Raw genomic sequence first — 16,009 nt, 5'->3', positions numbered from 1 at the left:
CGGGGCCGATCCAGATCCAATCAGCCCTGGCGGCTTTCCGTGATCTGCGCGCAATACTGCTGCAAATGTTCCGGCACGCCGGGCGGACAGGTACCGCATTCGCGGTTGCCGGGGACGGCATAGTCGATGAACTTGGGGTAGGCGAGCTTCAACTCGTCCATCAGTCGGACAAAATCATCCAGCGTCCGGTCGCCGCCGAGCCGGGGGTTGCGCGCCTTTTCCTGGCCGATGGTACTGATGCGGCGCTGCTCGTAATCGTGGGCGGGATAGACCAGCGTGTCGTCGTCGAGCGCGAACAGCTTGCCGCGCACCGAGTGGTAGAGCGCGGTCGCGTCGCCATTCTGGAAATCGGTGCGGCCGCAGGCCTCGATCAGCAGGGCATCGCCGCTGTAGAGGCGATCGCCGTGCAGATAGGCGAAGTGGTTGTCGGTATGGCCGGGCGTGTGGAGTGGCACAAGTTCGACCGCGCCCATTTTGAACGGCGTCCCTTCGGCAATGCCGACCTCGGTGCACGGCAGCCGGTCGAGCGCGGGGCCGGCGATGCGGCTGCCGGCAATGGCCTTGAGTTTATTGGCCGAGGTGATGTGGTCGGCGTGGATATGCGTTTCCAGTGTGAACGCGAGCTTCAGTCCAAGTGAGTTGACCGTGGCCAGGTCGCGTTCCCAGGCAGGCAGAACCGGATCGATCAAAAGGGCCTGGCCGGTTTCCTCGCAGCCCAGTAGATAGGTGTAGGTGCTGGAAATGGGCTCGAACATCTGCTTGAAAATCATGTCGTTCTCCCGTGGGTGGTCAGGATGCGGCCATCGTTTCATCCAAAAGTTCCACCCAGTGTCGTACCGGGATCGGGCTGGCCGATTGCAGATGGGTCAGGCAGCCGATGTTGGCGGTCGCGATCATCTCTGGCGCACCGGCTTGCAGATGGTCAAGCTTGCGGGTCTTGAGCGCGCCGGCGATCTCGGGCTGCAGGATCGAATAGGTACCGGCCGAGCCGCAGCACAGATGCTTCTCCGCCACCGGCGTGAGCTCAAAGCCTGCGTCGATCAGCAGCGCCTCGACGGCGCCAGTGAGCTTCTGCCCGTGCTGCAGGGTGCAGGGCGGATGGTAGGCGATGCGCTTGCTGGTGAGTGGTAAGCGGTGAGTGGCGAGCGGCTTCAGCGCGTCGCGCTCGGCGGCGAGGATCTCCGAAAGGTCCCGCGTGGCGGCGGAGATGCGGGCAGCTTTGTCGGCGTAGGCGGGGTCGTGGCGCAGCAGCCAGCCGTAATCCTTCACCATCACGCCGCAGCCCGACGCCGTCATCACGACGGCTTCCGCGCCGGCCTCGAGATGCGGCAGCCAGGCGTCGATGTTGCGGCGCGCGGCGGCGAGTCCCGCGTCGGTGTCGTTGAGGTGGTGCGCCAGCGCGCCGCAGCAGCCGGCCTCATCCGCGGCGATCAGCGAGATGCCGATGCGGTTGAGCACGCGCGCGGCGGCGGCGTTGATGTTGGGTTTGAGGCCGGGTTGCACGCAGCCTTGCAAGACCAGCATGCGGCGGGGGTGGCGCGGTGCGGGCCAGGTGCCGGCGGTCTCCGTTGGCGGAATGCGGGACTTCAGAAAACCGGGCATGAGGCTGCGCATCCCCTGGCCGAGCTTCAACGCGCCGTTGAACAGCATGGGCGAGCCGAGGCCGGTCTTGAGCGCAGTGCGCGTCGCGGACTCGGCGATGCCGCGCCCGACTTTGTCTTCCACGATATGGCGGCCGATGTCGAGCAGCTTGCCGTATTCCACGCCCGACGGGCAGGTGGTTTCGCAGTTGCGGCAGGTCAGGCAGCGGTCGAGGTGGAGCTGGGTCTTGGCCGTCGGCGTCGCTCCTTCGAGCACCTGCTTTATCAGATAGATGCGGCCGCGTGGCGAGTCGAGCTCGTTGCCGAGAATCTGGTAGGTCGGACAGGTGGCGAGGCAGAAGCCGCAATGCACGCAATTGCGCAGGATGCGCTCGGCGACGTCGCCTTCGGGGGTGTTGCGATAAGGTTCGGCGAGCGTGGTCTGCATGTCAAAGCGGATTGGAAAGTTCGATCAGATTGCCATCGGGATCGCGCACATAGACTGACAGGAGAGGGCCTTGCGCGCCGGTGCGTTCGACCGGGCCGGCTTCGATGGCGACGCCCTGTGCGGCGAGTTGGCGCGTGATGTCGGCGATGGGCGTGCGCGCGAGCAGGCAGAGATCGGCCGCGCCCGGCGTGGGATGCGCCGCTTTCGGCTCGAATTCGCGGCCGGCCTGATGCAGGTTCAATTTGCAGCGGCCAAAGGCCAGGGCCCGGCGGTCGCCGCCGAAAATCACCTCGCGCATGCCCAGCACGCACGTGTAGAAGGCCATGCTGGCAGGGATGTCGCGTACGGTCAGCACCACGTGATCGATTGCGTCGAGGTCCATTCAGAATTCCGGATACAGGCGGCCGCGGTTGAGAATGCCCTTGGGATCGAAGCGCTGCTTCAGGTTGCGATGCAAGGCCCGCAGGGCCGGGGCAAGCGGGGCGAAAGCGCCGTCGATGGGCGCCGTGCCGCGAAAAAGTGTGGCGTGGCCACCGGCTGCTTTCGCCGCGTCGCGGAGGGTGGCTGCAGGCAGATCGGACGCCAGCCAGCGCACTGCCCCGCCCCACTCGATCCATTCGGCGTCGCCGAAATTCAGAGGCGGCGTGGTCGGTTTGACCGCCAGCCGCCAGAGCGGGCGCTTGTCGAAGAAAGGCGTGGCCTGGTCGCGCAGGCGCTGCCAGAAGGCGGCTGCGTCATGCAACGACTCACCGCCGAGCCGAGCCTGTGCCGCATGCACCGCGGATTCCGCGCCCGACAGCCGCACCGTCAGCAGGCCAGCATGCCATGAGGTGGCCGACAGCGGCAGCGGCTGCCCCGCCCACCGATTCATGTTCTCGATCGCGGCGGTTTCGTCGAGTTCGAATTGCAGCGTGGTTTCCGCTGCCGGTTTCGGCAGCACCTTGAGCGACACCTCGGTAATCAGGCCGAGCGTGCCGAGTGCACCAGCCATCAACCGCGACACGTCGTAGCCGGCGACATTCTTGATGACCTGACCGCCGAAGCGCAGCAGCTGGCCGGTGCCGTCGATCATGCGCACGCCGAGCACGAAGTCGCGTGCGGCACCGGCATACGGTCGGCGCGGGCCGGACAGGCCGGTGGCGATGCTGCCACCCAGCGTGGCTGCACCGCCGAAGTGCGGCGGTTCGAACGCCAGCATCTGGTTCCGTTCGGCAAGCGCGGCTTCGATCTCGGCCAATGGCGTGCCGGCGTGAGCGGTCAGCACCAGTTCCTTGGGCTGGTAGTCGACGATGCCAGTGAGTGTGCGTGTGCTGAGCACCTCGCCTTCGTCGGCGTTGCCGTAGAAGGTCTTGCTGCCGCCGCCCTGAAGAATGAGCGGCGAGCCTTCGGCGTGGGCCGCGCGGATGCGGTCGATGAAGGCGTCCAGCATCAGAACCTCGGCAACTCGGGATGCGGGAGCTGGCCGCCGTGGATGTGCATCGCGCCCCACTCGGCGCAGCGGTGCAGCTCGGGCACGGCCTTGCCGGGGTTGAGAAGCGTGTCGGGATCAAACGCGGCCTTCACCTCGTGGAAACGGGTCAGTTCCGGCGTAGCGAACTGCGCGCACATCTGGTTGATTTTCTCCAGGCCGACGCCGTGTTCGCCGGTGATGGTGCCGCCGACCTCCACGCACAATTCCAGGATCTTGCTGCCGAAGATTTCGGCCTGATGCAGTTCGCCCGGCTGGTTGGCGTCAAACAGGATCAGCGGATGCAGGTTGCCGTCGCCAGCATGGAACACGTTGGCGACGGCCAGCCCGAATTCGATGCTCATTTCACTGATGCGGCGCAGAACGTGCGGCAGCTGGGCGCGTGGAATGGTGCCGTCCATGCAGTAGTAGTCGGGCGCCAGCCGCCCTACGGCAGGGAACGCCGCCTTGCGCCCGGCCCAGAACCGGAGGCGCTGTTCCTCGCTCTCGGCCGTGTGGATCTCGATCGCGCCGGAGGCTGCGAGTACTTCGCGCACCGTGAAGATGTCGTCCGAGACTTCCTCGTTGACGCCGTCAATCTCGCACAGCAGCAGGGCTTCGCAGTCCAGCGGATAGCCGGCGTGGACGAAGGCTTCGGCAGCCTGGATGGCGAGGCGATCCATCATCTCCAGTCCGGCCGGAATGACCCCGGCGGCGATGATGTTGCCCACCGCGACACCGGCTTTCGCCACGTCGTCGAACGCGGCCAGCACCACTTGCGCGCGCTGGGGTCGCGGCAGCAGCTTGACCGTGACCTCGGTGATCACCGCCAGCATGCCCTCGGATCCGGTCATCAACGCCAGCAGGTCGTAGCCCGGACTGTCGAGCGTGTCGCTGCCGATTTCAAGCAGTTCGCCGGCGATGGTCCAGGCGCGCAGCTTGAGGATGTTGTGTACGGTGAGACCGTATTTCAGGCAGTGCACGCCGCCGGAGTTTTCCGCCACGTTGCCGCCGATCGAACAGGCGATCTGTGACGACGGGTCGGGTGCGTAATAGAGACCGTGCACGGCGGCGGCTTCGGAAATTGCGAGGTTGCGCACCCCGGGCTGCACCGTCGCCGTCCGGGCCAGCGGGTCGATGTGCCTGATCTGATTGAGCTTGGACAGCACCAGCAGTACCGCGCCGTCTACGGGCAGCGCGCCGGCAGCCAGACCCGTGCCGGCGCCGCGCGCCACCACGGCCACCTGGTTGGCATGGCACAGCCGCAGGATCGCCGCCACTTGCGACTCGTTTTCCGGCAGCGCCACCACGTCGGGTATGTTGCGGTACGCCGACAGACCGTCGCTCTCGAACGGCACGAGATCCTCGCGTGCGTGGAGCACGCAATGGTCGGGCAGCAGTTTGCGGAGCTGAGACAAAAAAGCGGGGCTGAGCATGAAAAGCGATGTGTACGTTCAGGCTGCGAGTGTAGCCGGGCTTGCCTGCGCGTGCGAGGGTGCGAGACGTCGATAGGCTTCGGCCAGCGCACCGTCGCCGCCGACATTGCCGGGGAAGATGACGACGGGCAATTGCGGTAGACGATGGTCGGGCGGCGTCTGCACCACGGTGACGCCGGGCAGGATCTGCCCCAGCACGCGCGATGCGGTCAGCGCCAGCCCGGTCGAGAGCACGTCGTTGGAGGTGATGCCGCCCTTGCTGATGAGGAAGCCGAGCGTGTCCGGCAGCCGTTTCACCACGTCCATCAGCGTGCCCGACACCGACTCGCCAAATGTCAGGCGTTCTGCAATGTTGGCGAATTGCCGTTCGCTACGGCTGGTGAACACCACCGGGGTGAGGCCGCGTGCGTGGGCGTGGGCGATGCCGGCGGTGAGCTCGTCGACTACCGCGGCGCGAGCGTCGGGCAGGCGGGCAACGTCGAGCGGCAGGCCAACCACGCCGCGTTCCTTCAGCAACGCGGTGAGTTGCGCGGTGGTCTTGGCGACGTGCGAGCCGACCACGACCGCGCCGGGCTGACGGTCGCGCACCAAGGTGGCGAAGGCTTCGGCGGCCACCGGCTGCTGGGGCAGCTTCGCCAACGCGGTGAGCAGCGAGGCGGCGCTACGGAACAGCCATCGCTTGCCGCCGGCCGCGGCCTTCAGCGCAGCATCGGCGAACAGCCGGTAGTCGTCCGCCGTTTCGCCGTCGATCACCCCCACCTGATTGTCGTGCAGTGCCGCCAGCCAGGCGTCCGCGTGTCCTGTGCGCAGATCGGTCAGCGTCAGGCACCGAACCGAACCGGATGCCACGCGACCGTTTGTCTTCTCGGCGACATAGTCCGGCAGATACGCCGTGCGATAGCCGAACACCGAGTCGCGCGCGAACTCGGTCTCGTGGGTCGGCACCGGTTTGCCGTCGACCATCAGGTAATGCGTGCTGTCACGCGTGATGCGGCCGCCTTCGAAAAAAGCCGGCGTCAGCAGCGTCGCGTCGAACGGCCCGAGCACGGCGTTCATCACGTCGGTCTCCACCGGGTAGTGGCCGCGCAGGGTGGAATCCGAGCGCGACACGAACAGGACCGGGCCGGGGAAATCGGCGAGCGCGAGCCTGAGGTTTTCACACACCTCGCGCGTCACGGCGGCCGCGCGTTCCGCATCCATCCCGCGCGTATTGGTGAGGATGAAGAACAGCGGCGCCGCATCGGCCAGCGCCGCCTTCAGCGTGGCGACATCCCAGCGCGTCAGCAGCAGACAGGAATGCACCGTCTGCGAGCCGGTGGGATCGTCGTCGAGAACGACGATCTTGGGGCTCATGATGCCGTGCGCTCCAGCATTGCCAACGCGCGTGCGCTCATCGCCTGCGCATTCATGCCGTTGAAGTCGAACAGCTGCTGCGGGCTGGCGGTGGTTTCGCCGCGTTTCCAGCAGAACACATCCCGCTGGGCGGCCTGGCTACGCAGCAAAACCGGCTCGAGCGGCGCCGACGGGCCGCCGCTGATGCCGAGCAGGACGTCGCCGTGGAACATCGCCTTGAAGGAGTCGTCGTCCATGAAGCGGCCGTCGGGCTCCGACACGCTGCCCCACAGCACGTCGCCCGGACGGTACAGGCGACGCGGGTTGACCACGGCGACGATGCGGGAGCCGATGCCGGATTCGGCCAGTTTCTCGGCAGCGGCGAACACCGGCTGCAGCACCATGTCGCCGGTCACGGCAAACACGACCGATTTCTTGCCGGCATGCTCATGCAGCACGATCGCGCCCTGCTCGATGGCGGCCTCGCCCTGCGCGAGCGAGGTACGCACCGGCAGCGGCGACTTCGAGGCGGTGATGACGATGCCCTTGTTCTTCTGCTTCAGCGCCCAGCCGTAGCTCGCCTGGATCATGTTGGCGTCGACCGGGAACAACGGGTAGACGTTGCCGTTGCGCATCATCGCGGCGAAGTAGCTTTCGACTTCGGGACGCTGGTGGGTCCAGCCGTTGCGGCCCTGCTCGAGCGCCCCGGCGGTGAACAGGCACACCGTCGCCGGCGTCGGCCGGCGCAATTCGGCCATCGCCTGCGTCACCGTCTGCCAGATCGGCAGGCCGTTGATCGCGAACGACTCATAGCTGCACCACAGGCTGCGGCCGCCGAACAGCGCGACGCCCACCGCGAGACCGGCGCACGCATCTTCGTTGAGCGGTTCGTAGACCTGGCCGGACGGGCCCTGGAAATACAGTTCGTCGGCGGTCGGGTGGCGGATCGTCAACGCCTTGTTGATGTTGGCCATGCCCGAGGCTTCGTTGCCGTCGGCGTTGGTGACCACAAACATCGGGTCGCGCCTACCCACCTCGCCGACCACATTGCCGAAGGCGGTGGTAGGCACATGGTTTTCGCCGACGGCGAATTCGGTCAGGGGCAGGCCATCCAGGCTGGGCAGGTCGCGCACGCTTTCGGTCACCGCCACGCGTGCGGCGGGCCCGCCGCCAGCGTGGCGGAAATTCTCGCGGGTGATCGCCCAAGCTTTCGCTGGAAGCGCGCGGCGCTGCAGCCCGGATTTCACGTCGTCGGAGTCGAGCGTGTGGTGGGCATAGAGGTTGTGCGACTTGGCGCCAGTGGCGTGCACGCCCGCGCCCTTCAGCTGCTTGATGATGAGGCAGGCGCGGCGGCCGGACAGGGCGCTCTTCGCTGCGGCAGCGCAGGCTTTGAGCACGGCGCCGGTGAAAGCCATACGCGCGGCGAAGCCGAACGTGGTGCTGTCCGTGTACACCGGCGCGCCGGGCGTGTCGGCGAAGTCGCGGGCGTCGATCAGATGGACGTCGTCGAAGCCGTGCGCGCGCCAGTAGTCGGTCATGCGCGTGTTGTCCCACAGCGACACCATGCTGTGGTGTTCCTGCGAATAGCCGTTCCACACCAGCACCGGCAAGTAGTTGGTGACGTCGGGGTAGGCGGTGGCGAAATGCTGGAACGCACTCATGATGTAGGGTTCGCCCAACCCGCCGTCGCCGATGGTGACCGGGAACAGTTTGTCGCGGTGCAGATAAGCGCCGGCCATGGCGAAATGCTGGCCTTGTCCGAGCGGCCCGGCGGGCGCGAGCAGGCCGGGGATCGCACCCGACAAGTGACCGAGGAGACCGTGGCGCTCGCGGAAGCGGGTGCGCATCTCTGCCACCGTGTGAATGCCCATGTCCTCGAGCGAGGTGTCGAGGAACATCGCCGAATAGAAGCCTGGCGCGTGGTGGCCGACCTCGGTCACCATGTTGCGGTGGCCCAGCAGATGCAGCGCGGCGACCGCGTCGGCGCTGGAGGCGAAGCCGCCGGGATGGCCGGAGGACTTGCTGCCGGTGATCTGCAGGGTCAGGTAGCGCAGCGCGTCGGCGGCCAGCAGTGTTTGATAGACCGCGGCCTCGCTGATGGCGTCCGGCAGTGCGGGCTGATTCGGGCCCAGCAGCGGCGCTGTGCCCAGGCGGTCGATTTCGGGGAAGCTGTCGGCGAAATACTGGATGCCTTCGCAAAACGCAGGGAAGGTCTCGAGGGCGGGCTGCATCTGGGCGCTCATGGCTATGCCTTTCACAATATGAAAATGTTTCACATGATGTGAAACGATGAACGTATTGAAGCAGTAAACTGCCAACAATTTCACATTGCGTGATAAATTTTCACTTTATGAAAAAAGGTGCTTCTTCCATCCAGGTCATCGACCGCGCCATGGCGCTGGTCGGTGTACTCGCCCGCGCGCCGGGTCCGGCCAGCCTGACCCGGTTAGCCGAGCAGGCCGGCCTGCATACCGCCAGCGCCCACCGCATTCTCGGTGCACTGATGGCGCATGGCTTGATCGAGAAGACAGGCGCCGGCGAGTATGACTTGGGCGTACGTTGGCTGGAAGTGGGCAATCGCTTACGTGCGCGGCTGAATATCCGCCAGGTGGCGATGCCGTATATGCAGCAACTGGCCGAGTTGACCGGTGAGACGGTCAACCTGATTGTGCGGCGCGGCGACGAGGCGGTCTACGTCGAGCGGGTGTCGGGCGGCCAGACGCTGATTCAGGTGGTGCAGGTGGTGGGAGCGCATGCGCCGCTTCACGTCACCGCGGTCGGCAAGATCTTCCTTGCCGAGGACAGCGCCAGCGGGGTAATGGGCTATGCCGAGCGTACCGGCCTGCCGGCCTATACGCCGAATACCTTGACCACGCTGGAACGCCTGTCGGGTGAACTGGACACCATCCGTCGCGAACAACTGGCCCGCGACCGCGAGGAGGCCGAACTGGGTGTGGCCTGCATCGGCGCGCCGATACGCGATGCCGAAGGCAAGCTGGTGGCAGGCCTGTCGATCTCGGCGCCGGCCGATCGCCACAAACCGGGCTGGGCCGAGGCCTTGAAAAAAGCCGCCGGACAGACCGGCGCTGCGCTGGGCTACCAGGCCATCGTCTGAAACGAAGCGGGGCGCGGGTGGCGTAGTGCGTACGTGCTGTCGAAGGATTTTACAAATCGCTCCGAATGAGCCCTCCCAGCTGGGGCGTGGGCGCACACGATATTTGTAAGTCATTGTATTGAATACTGGATTCTGTTGTGCGCGTATGGGTTGGCATGCTCCGTGCTAATTCACTGGCAGGCTGGAACGGGCAGATGCAAGGAATGGAAAATCTGCCCGCCAGCACAAACAAGATCAAGCGGAAAGCGGAGAAAATGAAAACCAGCCTGAATAAACTGAGCCTCGCGCTCCTACTGGCGGCGGGCATGAGCTCGGCCCATGCCACGTATATCGAATCGGGCGATGCCTCGAATTTCCTGGCGTCAGCCCAACTGGCAACTGATATGCAGATCCAAGGCACAATCGGCCAGGGCGACGAAGGCGATGTGTACAAACTCGTTTTCGCTACCGGCGGTCTGCTGACGATCAACGCCACGGGCCAGATTGGGACGAATTTGGATACTAACATCGCCCTGTTCGATGCGGGCTTTCAGGCCCTGATCGGAAACGATGATTCGGGTGGCCTCGATTCGATGCTGACCTACGCCATCAGTGCCGGGATCTATTACATCGGCATCGGCGATTACGAAATGTATGCGATCAATGCCAGCAACCAGGTCTGGTTCATGGATGGCTTGCCGTCGGCCGGATTCGGTGCCGTGTCGCATATTGAAAACCTGATCTCGATTGATCCGGGTGCCTACACGCTGACCTTGTCCGTGCAACCGCGGAGCAACGGGGTGCCGGAACCGGCCACCGTGGGCCTGCTTGGCCTGGGTCTGCTCGGCCTGGGTATAGTGCGGCGCAAACGGGCCTGACCGGCCGCCCTCAAGGGTGCCCAGGCAGCCCTGGTGCTCAAGCCCGACCTCGGCGTCGGGCTTTTTTGGCTGCGGATGAGCGCGATGGTCATGTCGTGCGGGGCTGTGGAACGCCGCAGGATTTCCCGGCCCGCGCCAGAGGCGGCTGCCATCCGCGGCGCGGATTCCAAGGGGCTCAGCAGGGTCCGCCGGACGTTACAAGGGCGGCCGCACCTGCGGCGGTGTCCATTGATACAGCCAGGTCTCCGTCAAAGGCTGGCCGTCCGCCCGCAAAAACATACGGAGGTTGATCGGGGCCGGATCCGTATCGGTTGGTTTCAGGTCGAACATCGCGCGCAATCCCTGTATTGATGCCAAGGGGCGCACTGATGTGATCTCGACTTTACCGCGCGAAACGGCGATCACCGGTTCGACAACCGTGTCCTTGCCGAGCATGGTGAGATCGCCCCCTGCAAAATCGACTGCGAAACGCCAGGAGAAGTATTTGCGCTTCTGCCCCACAATGCCGCCGAGGCCGGTACGGGTGGCGACGACCCGGGCAAGCGGTGCGGTAACCGGCGGCTTGTCACCCCAGTAGAGACGATAGGCGAACAGCAACTCCTGGCCGGGTTGGGGTTTCTCGGCCGGGTTCCAGAATGCAACGATGTTGTCGGAGGTCTCGTCGGACGCCGGCAATTCGACCAGTTGGACCGACCCTTTGCCCCAATCCGAGCGTGGCTCGACCCAGAGGCTGGGCCGGCGTTCGTAGAAGGCGCCGTCGTCCTGATAGTGGTCGAAATTGCGGTCGCGCTGGAGCAGGCCGAAGCCGCGTGGGCTGTCGTCGGCGTAGGCGTTGAAACGCAGGTCCGCCGGATTGACCAGCGGCCGCCAGATCCACTCGCCATTTCCGCGCCATATCGCCAGCCCGTCCGAGTCGTGGATCTCCGGCCGCCAGTCGTGGTTGATGCGATTTTCGTTCTCGCCGAAGAGGAACATGCTGGTCAGCGGTGCGACGCCGAGCCGCTCGATCGGCTTACGCGGGTAAAGCGCGGCATCGACGTCCATGACCAGCAGCGACGCCGGATGGATGATGAAACGATAGGCGCCGGCGACGCTCGGAGAATCCATCAATGCATAGACCGTGAGCATGTCCGATTCGGGCTCGGGTCGCTCGAACCAGAAGGCGGTGAAACGCGGGAATTCCTCGCTGCGCGACATGCCGCTGTCGATCGCCAGGCCGCGCGTCGAGATGCCATATTGCATGTCACCCCCGACCGCGCGGAAATAGCTTGCGCCGAGGAAGGCGACGATGTCGCGCTTGTGGTCGGTGTGATAGAAAAGCTGGAAGCCGGCAAAACCGAGATCCTGTGGCAGGTGCGCACTCCGCACTCCGCTTTTGCCGTAATCGAACATGGCGGGATCGTAGGCGATTTCCTGCGCCTGGCCGTCCTGTACTTCAAACATGCGAACCGGTGTCTTGAAAAACAGGCCCAGGTGAAAAAACCGCGCCTCGAAGCGCAGCCGCTCGTTTGCCCACAAGGCATGATCGGGGCTGTAGCGAATCGCCTGGAACTGGTCCCAGTCGAGCTTCTGCACGCTTTCGGGAAGCGCCTCGCTCGGGGGCTGATAGGCGCGGGCCGCCAGCGCCTGGGCTTGCCCCTTGAGCGCGGCATAGTCGAAATGGCGGGCTTTGCCAACGGTCTTCGGCAGCACGGGCGCCGCGGCGCCGCGGCTCCAGGTGGGGAACGCGACAAAACCGATGGCGATGCCGGCTTTCAGGAAACTGCGTCGATGCATGACAGGCGGCCTGTGGTGTGTGAAAGAGTCTTGCGCCATGCGGGATGCGCCTCGGCCGAGACCCACACCTCGAAGTGCAGACGCGAAAATGCGATGGGATCGTTGAGCAAATGCATCTTGTGGCCGGTGCCGAGGGCATCGGGGCCCCCGCGGAGCGCCTTGTCCACCAGTTTCGCGCGGTGTTCCGCAACGCGAGACTGCCGGAAACGCGGCACGCCGGTGGCACAGATCGTGGCGTTGATCACCGGATCGGTTACGGCTTCGATGAAGTCCGGTGGTGCGGCCGCATGCGCGGCGTGTTCGTGGGTCCGGCGCAGTTCCTCGGGCTGATTCAATTCCTCCGGAATCAGGAAAAAACGAAGTCTGCGCAGCCGCTGGCCCAGGGAAACCCGGCTGGAGAGTACCGAGACCGGAATCGAAAGAATGAGCGCGCCCACGACAGGCATCAGCCACAACAGGTAGGAGGGCTTGAGCCAGTAGACGCCGGCAGCCCACGCCAGACCCAGCAGCGTATGCCGCCCGTGGCGGCGCAGTGCCTCGCCCCAGCCAGTTTCAACATCCTCTCGCGGCGGAGATTTCCATTGGATGCCCTGACCCAGCAGCGGAGCCAGCACGAACGTGGTATGGAACAGCATGCGGATCGGCGCCAGCAAAGCCGAAAAGAGTGATTCCATCACCATGCTTAGAACGAGGCGCAGCTTTCCCCCGAAGTCTTTCGCGCCCTGGATCCAGACCAGCAGTACGCTCAGTATCTTGGGCAGGAACAACAGCGCCGCGGTGAACGAGAAGAGCGCAATGGCGCGTTGCGGGTTCCATTCCGGCCACACCGGAAACAACTGAAACGGCTGCACGAAGTATTGCGGCGTCGCAAGTGCGTGTTCTGCCAGCTGGGCAGTGGACAGGAGCAGGAACAGGAACCACAGCGGGGCGGACGCATAGGCCGCCACCCCGGTCAGGAATACTGCCCGATGCGCCGGATGCACGCCGTTGGCCAGGAACAGACGAACGTTCATCAGGTTGCCCTGGCACCAGCGTCGGTCGCGCTTGAGTTCATCGACCAGATTGGGCGGCACTTCCTCGTAGCTTCCCGGAAGGTCATACGCAATCCATACCGTCCAGCCCGCGCGCCGCATCAGCGCGGCCTCCACGAAGTCGTGCGAGAGGATTTCCCCCGACAAGGGCCCGCCGCCGGACAGCCGGCCAAGCGCGCAGTGGCGCATGAAAGGCGCCACGCGGAGGATGGCGTTGTGTCCCCAGTAGTGGGATTCGCCCAGTTGCCAGAAATGCAGACCAGCGACGAAAAGCGGCCCATATACGCGGTTGGCGAACTGCTGCATGCTGGCATAGAGGGTGTCGCGTCCCGCGATCAGCGGCGCGGACTGGATGATGCCGGCGCCGGGATTGGCTTCCATCAGGCGCACGAGGCTGGCGAGACACTCCCCACTCATCACGCTGTCGGCATCGAGCACAATCATGTAACGGTAGTTGGCACCCCAGCGGCGGCAGAAATCGGCGACGTTGCCGCTCTTGCGCTTGAGCCGGTGCTGACGCCAGCGGTAGAACACCTGTCCGAACCCCCCCACGGCGCGGCATAGCGCGAGCCAGGCATCGACCTCGGCGACGCGATTATCGGCATCGCTGCTGTCGCTGAGGATGAAGAAATCGAAGTGCCGCAATTCGCTGGTGCGCGCCAGTGATTCGTAAGTGGCGCGCAGCCCGGCGAACACGCGTGCGACGTTTTCGTTGCAGATCGGCATGATCACCGCAGTGCGCGCATGCTCGTCGATAGGCGCATCGGCGGTCGCGCTCGCGGAAATTGCAAAGCGGTCGCCGCCCGTGACTTTCACCACAAAGCCCATGATCGCGGTCCAGAAGCCGAGCGAGACCCATGCGGTCAAAATCGCGAACACGATCAGGATCGCAATCTCCAGCATCCGGCGGCCGTGATAAGGCAACACCGCAGCCATGGCGCTGGTGAAGAAATAGACCTGGCCGACGACCAATACCAGCAATGCCAGGCGGCGCAGATTGGCGGCGGTTTGCCAGCTGCCGCGGGTAGCGCCGGGATCCGCCTCCTCCTTGCCCGACAGGGGACAGCTGGGGCCATGCCGGGGCTGGCGCGACTTGAACAGGCGAAAACTGGGCTTGGGCGGCCAGCGCAGCGGCGCCATGGAGCTGCGGTTGACTGCCGGACCGGTAGGCAGACACGATTGCGCGGGCGCCGCATCGCCGGCTCCGGTCGCCGAGGGCAATCCGCTTTTGCCGATGGCCAGTCGGCTGCAAATGGAGGCGACGGCTGGATTATCCGGATCGGCCTTGCGTCCGGGGCCGGCGAGCGCAATGTGCAATGCCGCCATCGCTTCGCGCGGACTGGATACGTCCAGTTCGGCCAGCTGGGCCAGCAGCGCGTCACGCTGTGCCTGCGCCAGCGGCAGGCGGTCGAGATAACGCTCGCAGCTGTCCCGTCCGGGAAAGCTGCAATTTAATCGGGTGGCAAGATGTAGCTCCATGTCTCGGATATCCCCTTGTTTCCGCTGCGCAAGGACGCGCGTATTTCCACCGGTTTACCTGCGTCGAGCCGTTGCAGACGTAACGAGAGCCGCCAGCCACCGGTTGCGTCGTTGTGGATCATTTGCTGTTCGAGGAGCTTGCCGTTCGCATCGACCGATACCTGCGCCTCGGGCTTGAGCTCGGGCGATTCCATGTCAGGCGGCCCTTCGAAGTCGACCGCCAGCGAGACGCTGCCGTCGGGCGCATGCGTGTAGCCGCGCCCATACAGCGTCTGCGCCACGCGCAGTCCGGGCGGCTGCGTATCCTTGTCCTTCTGCCACCATACGCGGTAGGCGTAGTCATAGGCGGCCTTGGGCGCCGGCAGCCGGTCAGGCACCCAGTACGCAACGATGTTGTCGTTGGTCTCGTCAGGCGATGGAATCTGCACCAGCTCGACCCGCCCGGCGCCCCACTGGGCTTTAGGCTCGACCCACGCGCTGGGCCGCAGCTCATAACGCAAAACCGGATCTTCATAATCGGCAAAGTCGCGCTGGCGCTGCATCAGGCCGAAGCCGACCGGATTGGTGGTGGAAAACGAGGTAATCAGAAGGCGCTTCGGGTCGCTCAAAGGGCGCCAGATCCATTCATCGTTGCCCATATGGATCGACAGTCCGTCGGAGTCGTGCACTGCCGGACGGAAATCGTCTTCGACCGGATGTTGGCCCCGGCCAAAGTAAAACATGCTGGTCAGCGGTGCGAGCCCCAGCTTGCCCACGGTGTTGCGAAGATACAGGCGCGCCGTGACGTCCATTACCGTGTCGATGCCAGGCGTCAGCACGAAACGATAGGCGCCGGCCGCGCGCGGCGAATCGAGCAGGCCGTAGATGACCAGCTGTTTATCCGAAGCCTGCGGCCGCAATACCCAGAATTCCACGAAGTGCGGAAACTCCTCGCCTGTGGCCAGTGCGGTGTCGATCGCCAATCCACGCGCCGACAGGCCATAGCGTTGCCCTTTGCCGAGCGCGCGAAAGTAGCTGGCGCCGAGAAACGTCAGCACCTCATCCTTGCGCGTGGCCGAATTGACCGGATAGCGCACGCGGAAACCCGCAAAGTTCAGGCCACGCAATTTGCCGGGGTCGACCTTGGTGGTCCCAAAGTCGAAGGCGTCCTGGTCGAAGCGGACCTCGCGTACACCTTGGGCCGTGACTTCGTTGATTTTGACCGGCTGGTCGAAGTGCCAGCCCGGAGGAAAGAAATCCACTTCAAAAGGGAGTTTGGCGTTGCGCCACGGCATCCGCTCGGGCTTGTAGCGGATCTGGTGATAGCTTTCATAGTTAAGGTTGCGCAATTCCGGCGGCAGGACCACATCGGGCTTTTTGTATGGATCGTCCGCCAAGCGACGGGCACGTTGCGCGATATCCTCAAAATCGAATGCCGAGGCAGACGTGGAGAGGAAGCCAAGCAGGGCACCGGCGACACATGCGAATCCCATGGCCTGCTTGTAAATGGTGACTGTTCGGGAAAATGC

The 16,009-nt window shown here is 64.8% G+C and carries 12 protein-coding genes; 2 read left to right on the top strand and 10 right to left on the bottom strand.

Features of this window, described 5'->3' with window-relative positions; genetic code table 11:
* Positions 1-20 precede the first annotated feature (20 nt).
* The 7 genes from B058_RS0114685 to B058_RS0114655 are packed head-to-tail and all read right to left on the bottom strand — an operon-like array spanning position 21 to position 8,486.
* Positions 21-770 carry an MBL fold metallo-hydrolase gene (locus B058_RS0114685; protein WP_018509253.1) on the bottom strand — a complete coding sequence of 250 codons (750 nt, stop codon included), beginning with the start codon at positions 768-770 and terminating at the stop codon, positions 21-23.
* Between the two features lie 19 nt (positions 771-789).
* Complete coding sequence (gene glcF, locus B058_RS0114680; RefSeq protein WP_018509252.1) at positions 790-2,028, bottom strand: glycolate oxidase subunit GlcF; 1,239 nt, start codon at positions 2,026-2,028, stop codon at positions 790-792.
* Position 2,029: 1 nt separating this feature from the next.
* Positions 2,030-2,410: a VOC family protein gene (locus tag B058_RS0114675; protein WP_018509251.1), complete on the bottom strand. Its 381-nt coding sequence runs from the start codon at positions 2,408-2,410 to the stop codon at positions 2,030-2,032.
* A complete protein-coding gene (gene glcE / locus B058_RS0114670; RefSeq protein ID WP_018509250.1) occupies positions 2,411-3,457 on the bottom strand; it encodes a glycolate oxidase subunit GlcE in 1,047 nt (348 codons plus the stop codon).
* Positions 3,457-4,911 carry an FAD-linked oxidase C-terminal domain-containing protein gene (locus tag B058_RS0114665; protein ID WP_018509249.1) on the bottom strand — a complete coding sequence of 485 codons (1,455 nt, stop codon included), beginning with the start codon at positions 4,909-4,911 and terminating at the stop codon, positions 3,457-3,459. The genes glcE and B058_RS0114665 overlap by 1 nt, the downstream gene beginning before the upstream one ends.
* Before the next feature lie 18 nt (positions 4,912-4,929).
* Entirely contained in the window at positions 4,930-6,264 is a 1,335-nt protein-coding gene (locus B058_RS0114660; protein ID WP_018509248.1) for a four-carbon acid sugar kinase family protein, read from the bottom strand.
* On the bottom strand, positions 6,261-8,486 hold the full coding sequence (locus B058_RS0114655) for a phosphoketolase family protein (RefSeq protein ID WP_018509247.1): 2,226 nt from the start codon (positions 8,484-8,486) through the stop codon (positions 6,261-6,263). Before B058_RS0114655 ends, B058_RS0114660 begins: the two co-directional genes overlap by 4 nt.
* A gap of 107 nt (positions 8,487-8,593) precedes the next feature.
* Between B058_RS0114655 and B058_RS0114650 the strand changes: the two genes are divergently transcribed.
* Both B058_RS0114650 and B058_RS0114645 read left to right on the top strand, forming a co-directional pair.
* Positions 8,594-9,358, top strand: a complete 765-nt coding sequence (locus B058_RS0114650; protein WP_018509246.1) for an IclR family transcriptional regulator — start codon at positions 8,594-8,596, stop codon at positions 9,356-9,358.
* A gap of 254 nt (positions 9,359-9,612) precedes the next feature.
* Positions 9,613-10,215: a PEP-CTERM sorting domain-containing protein gene (locus B058_RS0114645; RefSeq protein ID WP_040724648.1), complete on the top strand. Its 603-nt coding sequence runs from the start codon at positions 9,613-9,615 to the stop codon at positions 10,213-10,215.
* Between the two features lie 195 nt (positions 10,216-10,410).
* Here B058_RS0114645 and B058_RS0114640 read toward each other — a convergent pair whose 3' ends face one another.
* The 3 genes from B058_RS0114640 to B058_RS0114630 are packed head-to-tail and all read right to left on the bottom strand — an operon-like array spanning position 10,411 to position 15,973.
* The gene (locus B058_RS0114640; protein ID WP_018509244.1) at positions 10,411-11,991 is read right to left on the bottom strand and encodes an OpgD/OpgG family glucan biosynthesis protein; all 1,581 of its coding nucleotides are present in this window, start codon (positions 11,989-11,991) and stop codon (positions 10,411-10,413) included.
* Positions 11,970-14,501 carry a glucans biosynthesis glucosyltransferase MdoH gene (gene mdoH, locus B058_RS0114635; protein ID WP_018509243.1) on the bottom strand — a complete coding sequence of 844 codons (2,532 nt, stop codon included), beginning with the start codon at positions 14,499-14,501 and terminating at the stop codon, positions 11,970-11,972. The genes B058_RS0114640 and mdoH overlap by 22 nt, the downstream gene beginning before the upstream one ends.
* Positions 14,474-15,973 (bottom strand): glucan biosynthesis protein G, encoded by a 1,500-nt coding sequence (locus B058_RS0114630; RefSeq protein ID WP_157265908.1) that lies wholly within the window; start codon positions 15,971-15,973, stop codon positions 14,474-14,476. The genes mdoH and B058_RS0114630 overlap by 28 nt, the downstream gene beginning before the upstream one ends.
* Positions 15,974-16,009 lie beyond the last annotated feature (36 nt).

The sequence above is a fragment of the Thiobacillus thioparus DSM 505 genome (genome assembly GCF_000373385.1).
Lineage (GTDB): Bacteria > Pseudomonadota > Gammaproteobacteria > Burkholderiales > Thiobacillaceae > Thiobacillus > Thiobacillus thioparus.
Note: the sequence above shows the minus strand (reverse complement) of the source record. Positions and strands in the feature narration are given on the sequence as shown.

Coding starts and splice junctions, on each gene's coding strand:
- B058_RS0114655 (WP_018509247.1), bottom strand. CDS start 8,486: ATGAGCGCCCAGATGCAGCCCGCCCTCGAGACCTTCCCTGCGTTTTGC.
- B058_RS0114685 (WP_018509253.1), bottom strand. CDS start 770: ATGATTTTCAAGCAGATGTTCGAGCCCATTTCCAGCACCTACACCTAT.
- glcF (WP_018509252.1), bottom strand. CDS start 2,028: ATGCAGACCACGCTCGCCGAACCTTATCGCAACACCCCCGAAGGCGAC.
- B058_RS0114640 (WP_018509244.1), bottom strand. CDS start 11,991: ATGCATCGACGCAGTTTCCTGAAAGCCGGCATCGCCATCGGTTTTGTC.
- B058_RS0114650 (WP_018509246.1), top strand. CDS start 8,594: ATGAAAAAAGGTGCTTCTTCCATCCAGGTCATCGACCGCGCCATGGCG.
- mdoH (WP_018509243.1), bottom strand. CDS start 14,501: ATGGAGCTACATCTTGCCACCCGATTAAATTGCAGCTTTCCCGGACGG.
- B058_RS0114675 (WP_018509251.1), bottom strand. CDS start 2,410: ATGGACCTCGACGCAATCGATCACGTGGTGCTGACCGTACGCGACATC.
- glcE (WP_018509250.1), bottom strand. CDS start 3,457: ATGCTGGACGCCTTCATCGACCGCATCCGCGCGGCCCACGCCGAAGGC.
- B058_RS0114630 (WP_157265908.1), bottom strand. CDS start 15,973: ATGGGATTCGCATGTGTCGCCGGTGCCCTGCTTGGCTTCCTCTCCACG.
- B058_RS0114645 (WP_040724648.1), top strand. CDS start 9,613: ATGAAAACCAGCCTGAATAAACTGAGCCTCGCGCTCCTACTGGCGGCG.
- B058_RS0114660 (WP_018509248.1), bottom strand. CDS start 6,264: ATGAGCCCCAAGATCGTCGTTCTCGACGACGATCCCACCGGCTCGCAG.
- B058_RS0114665 (WP_018509249.1), bottom strand. CDS start 4,911: ATGCTCAGCCCCGCTTTTTTGTCTCAGCTCCGCAAACTGCTGCCCGAC.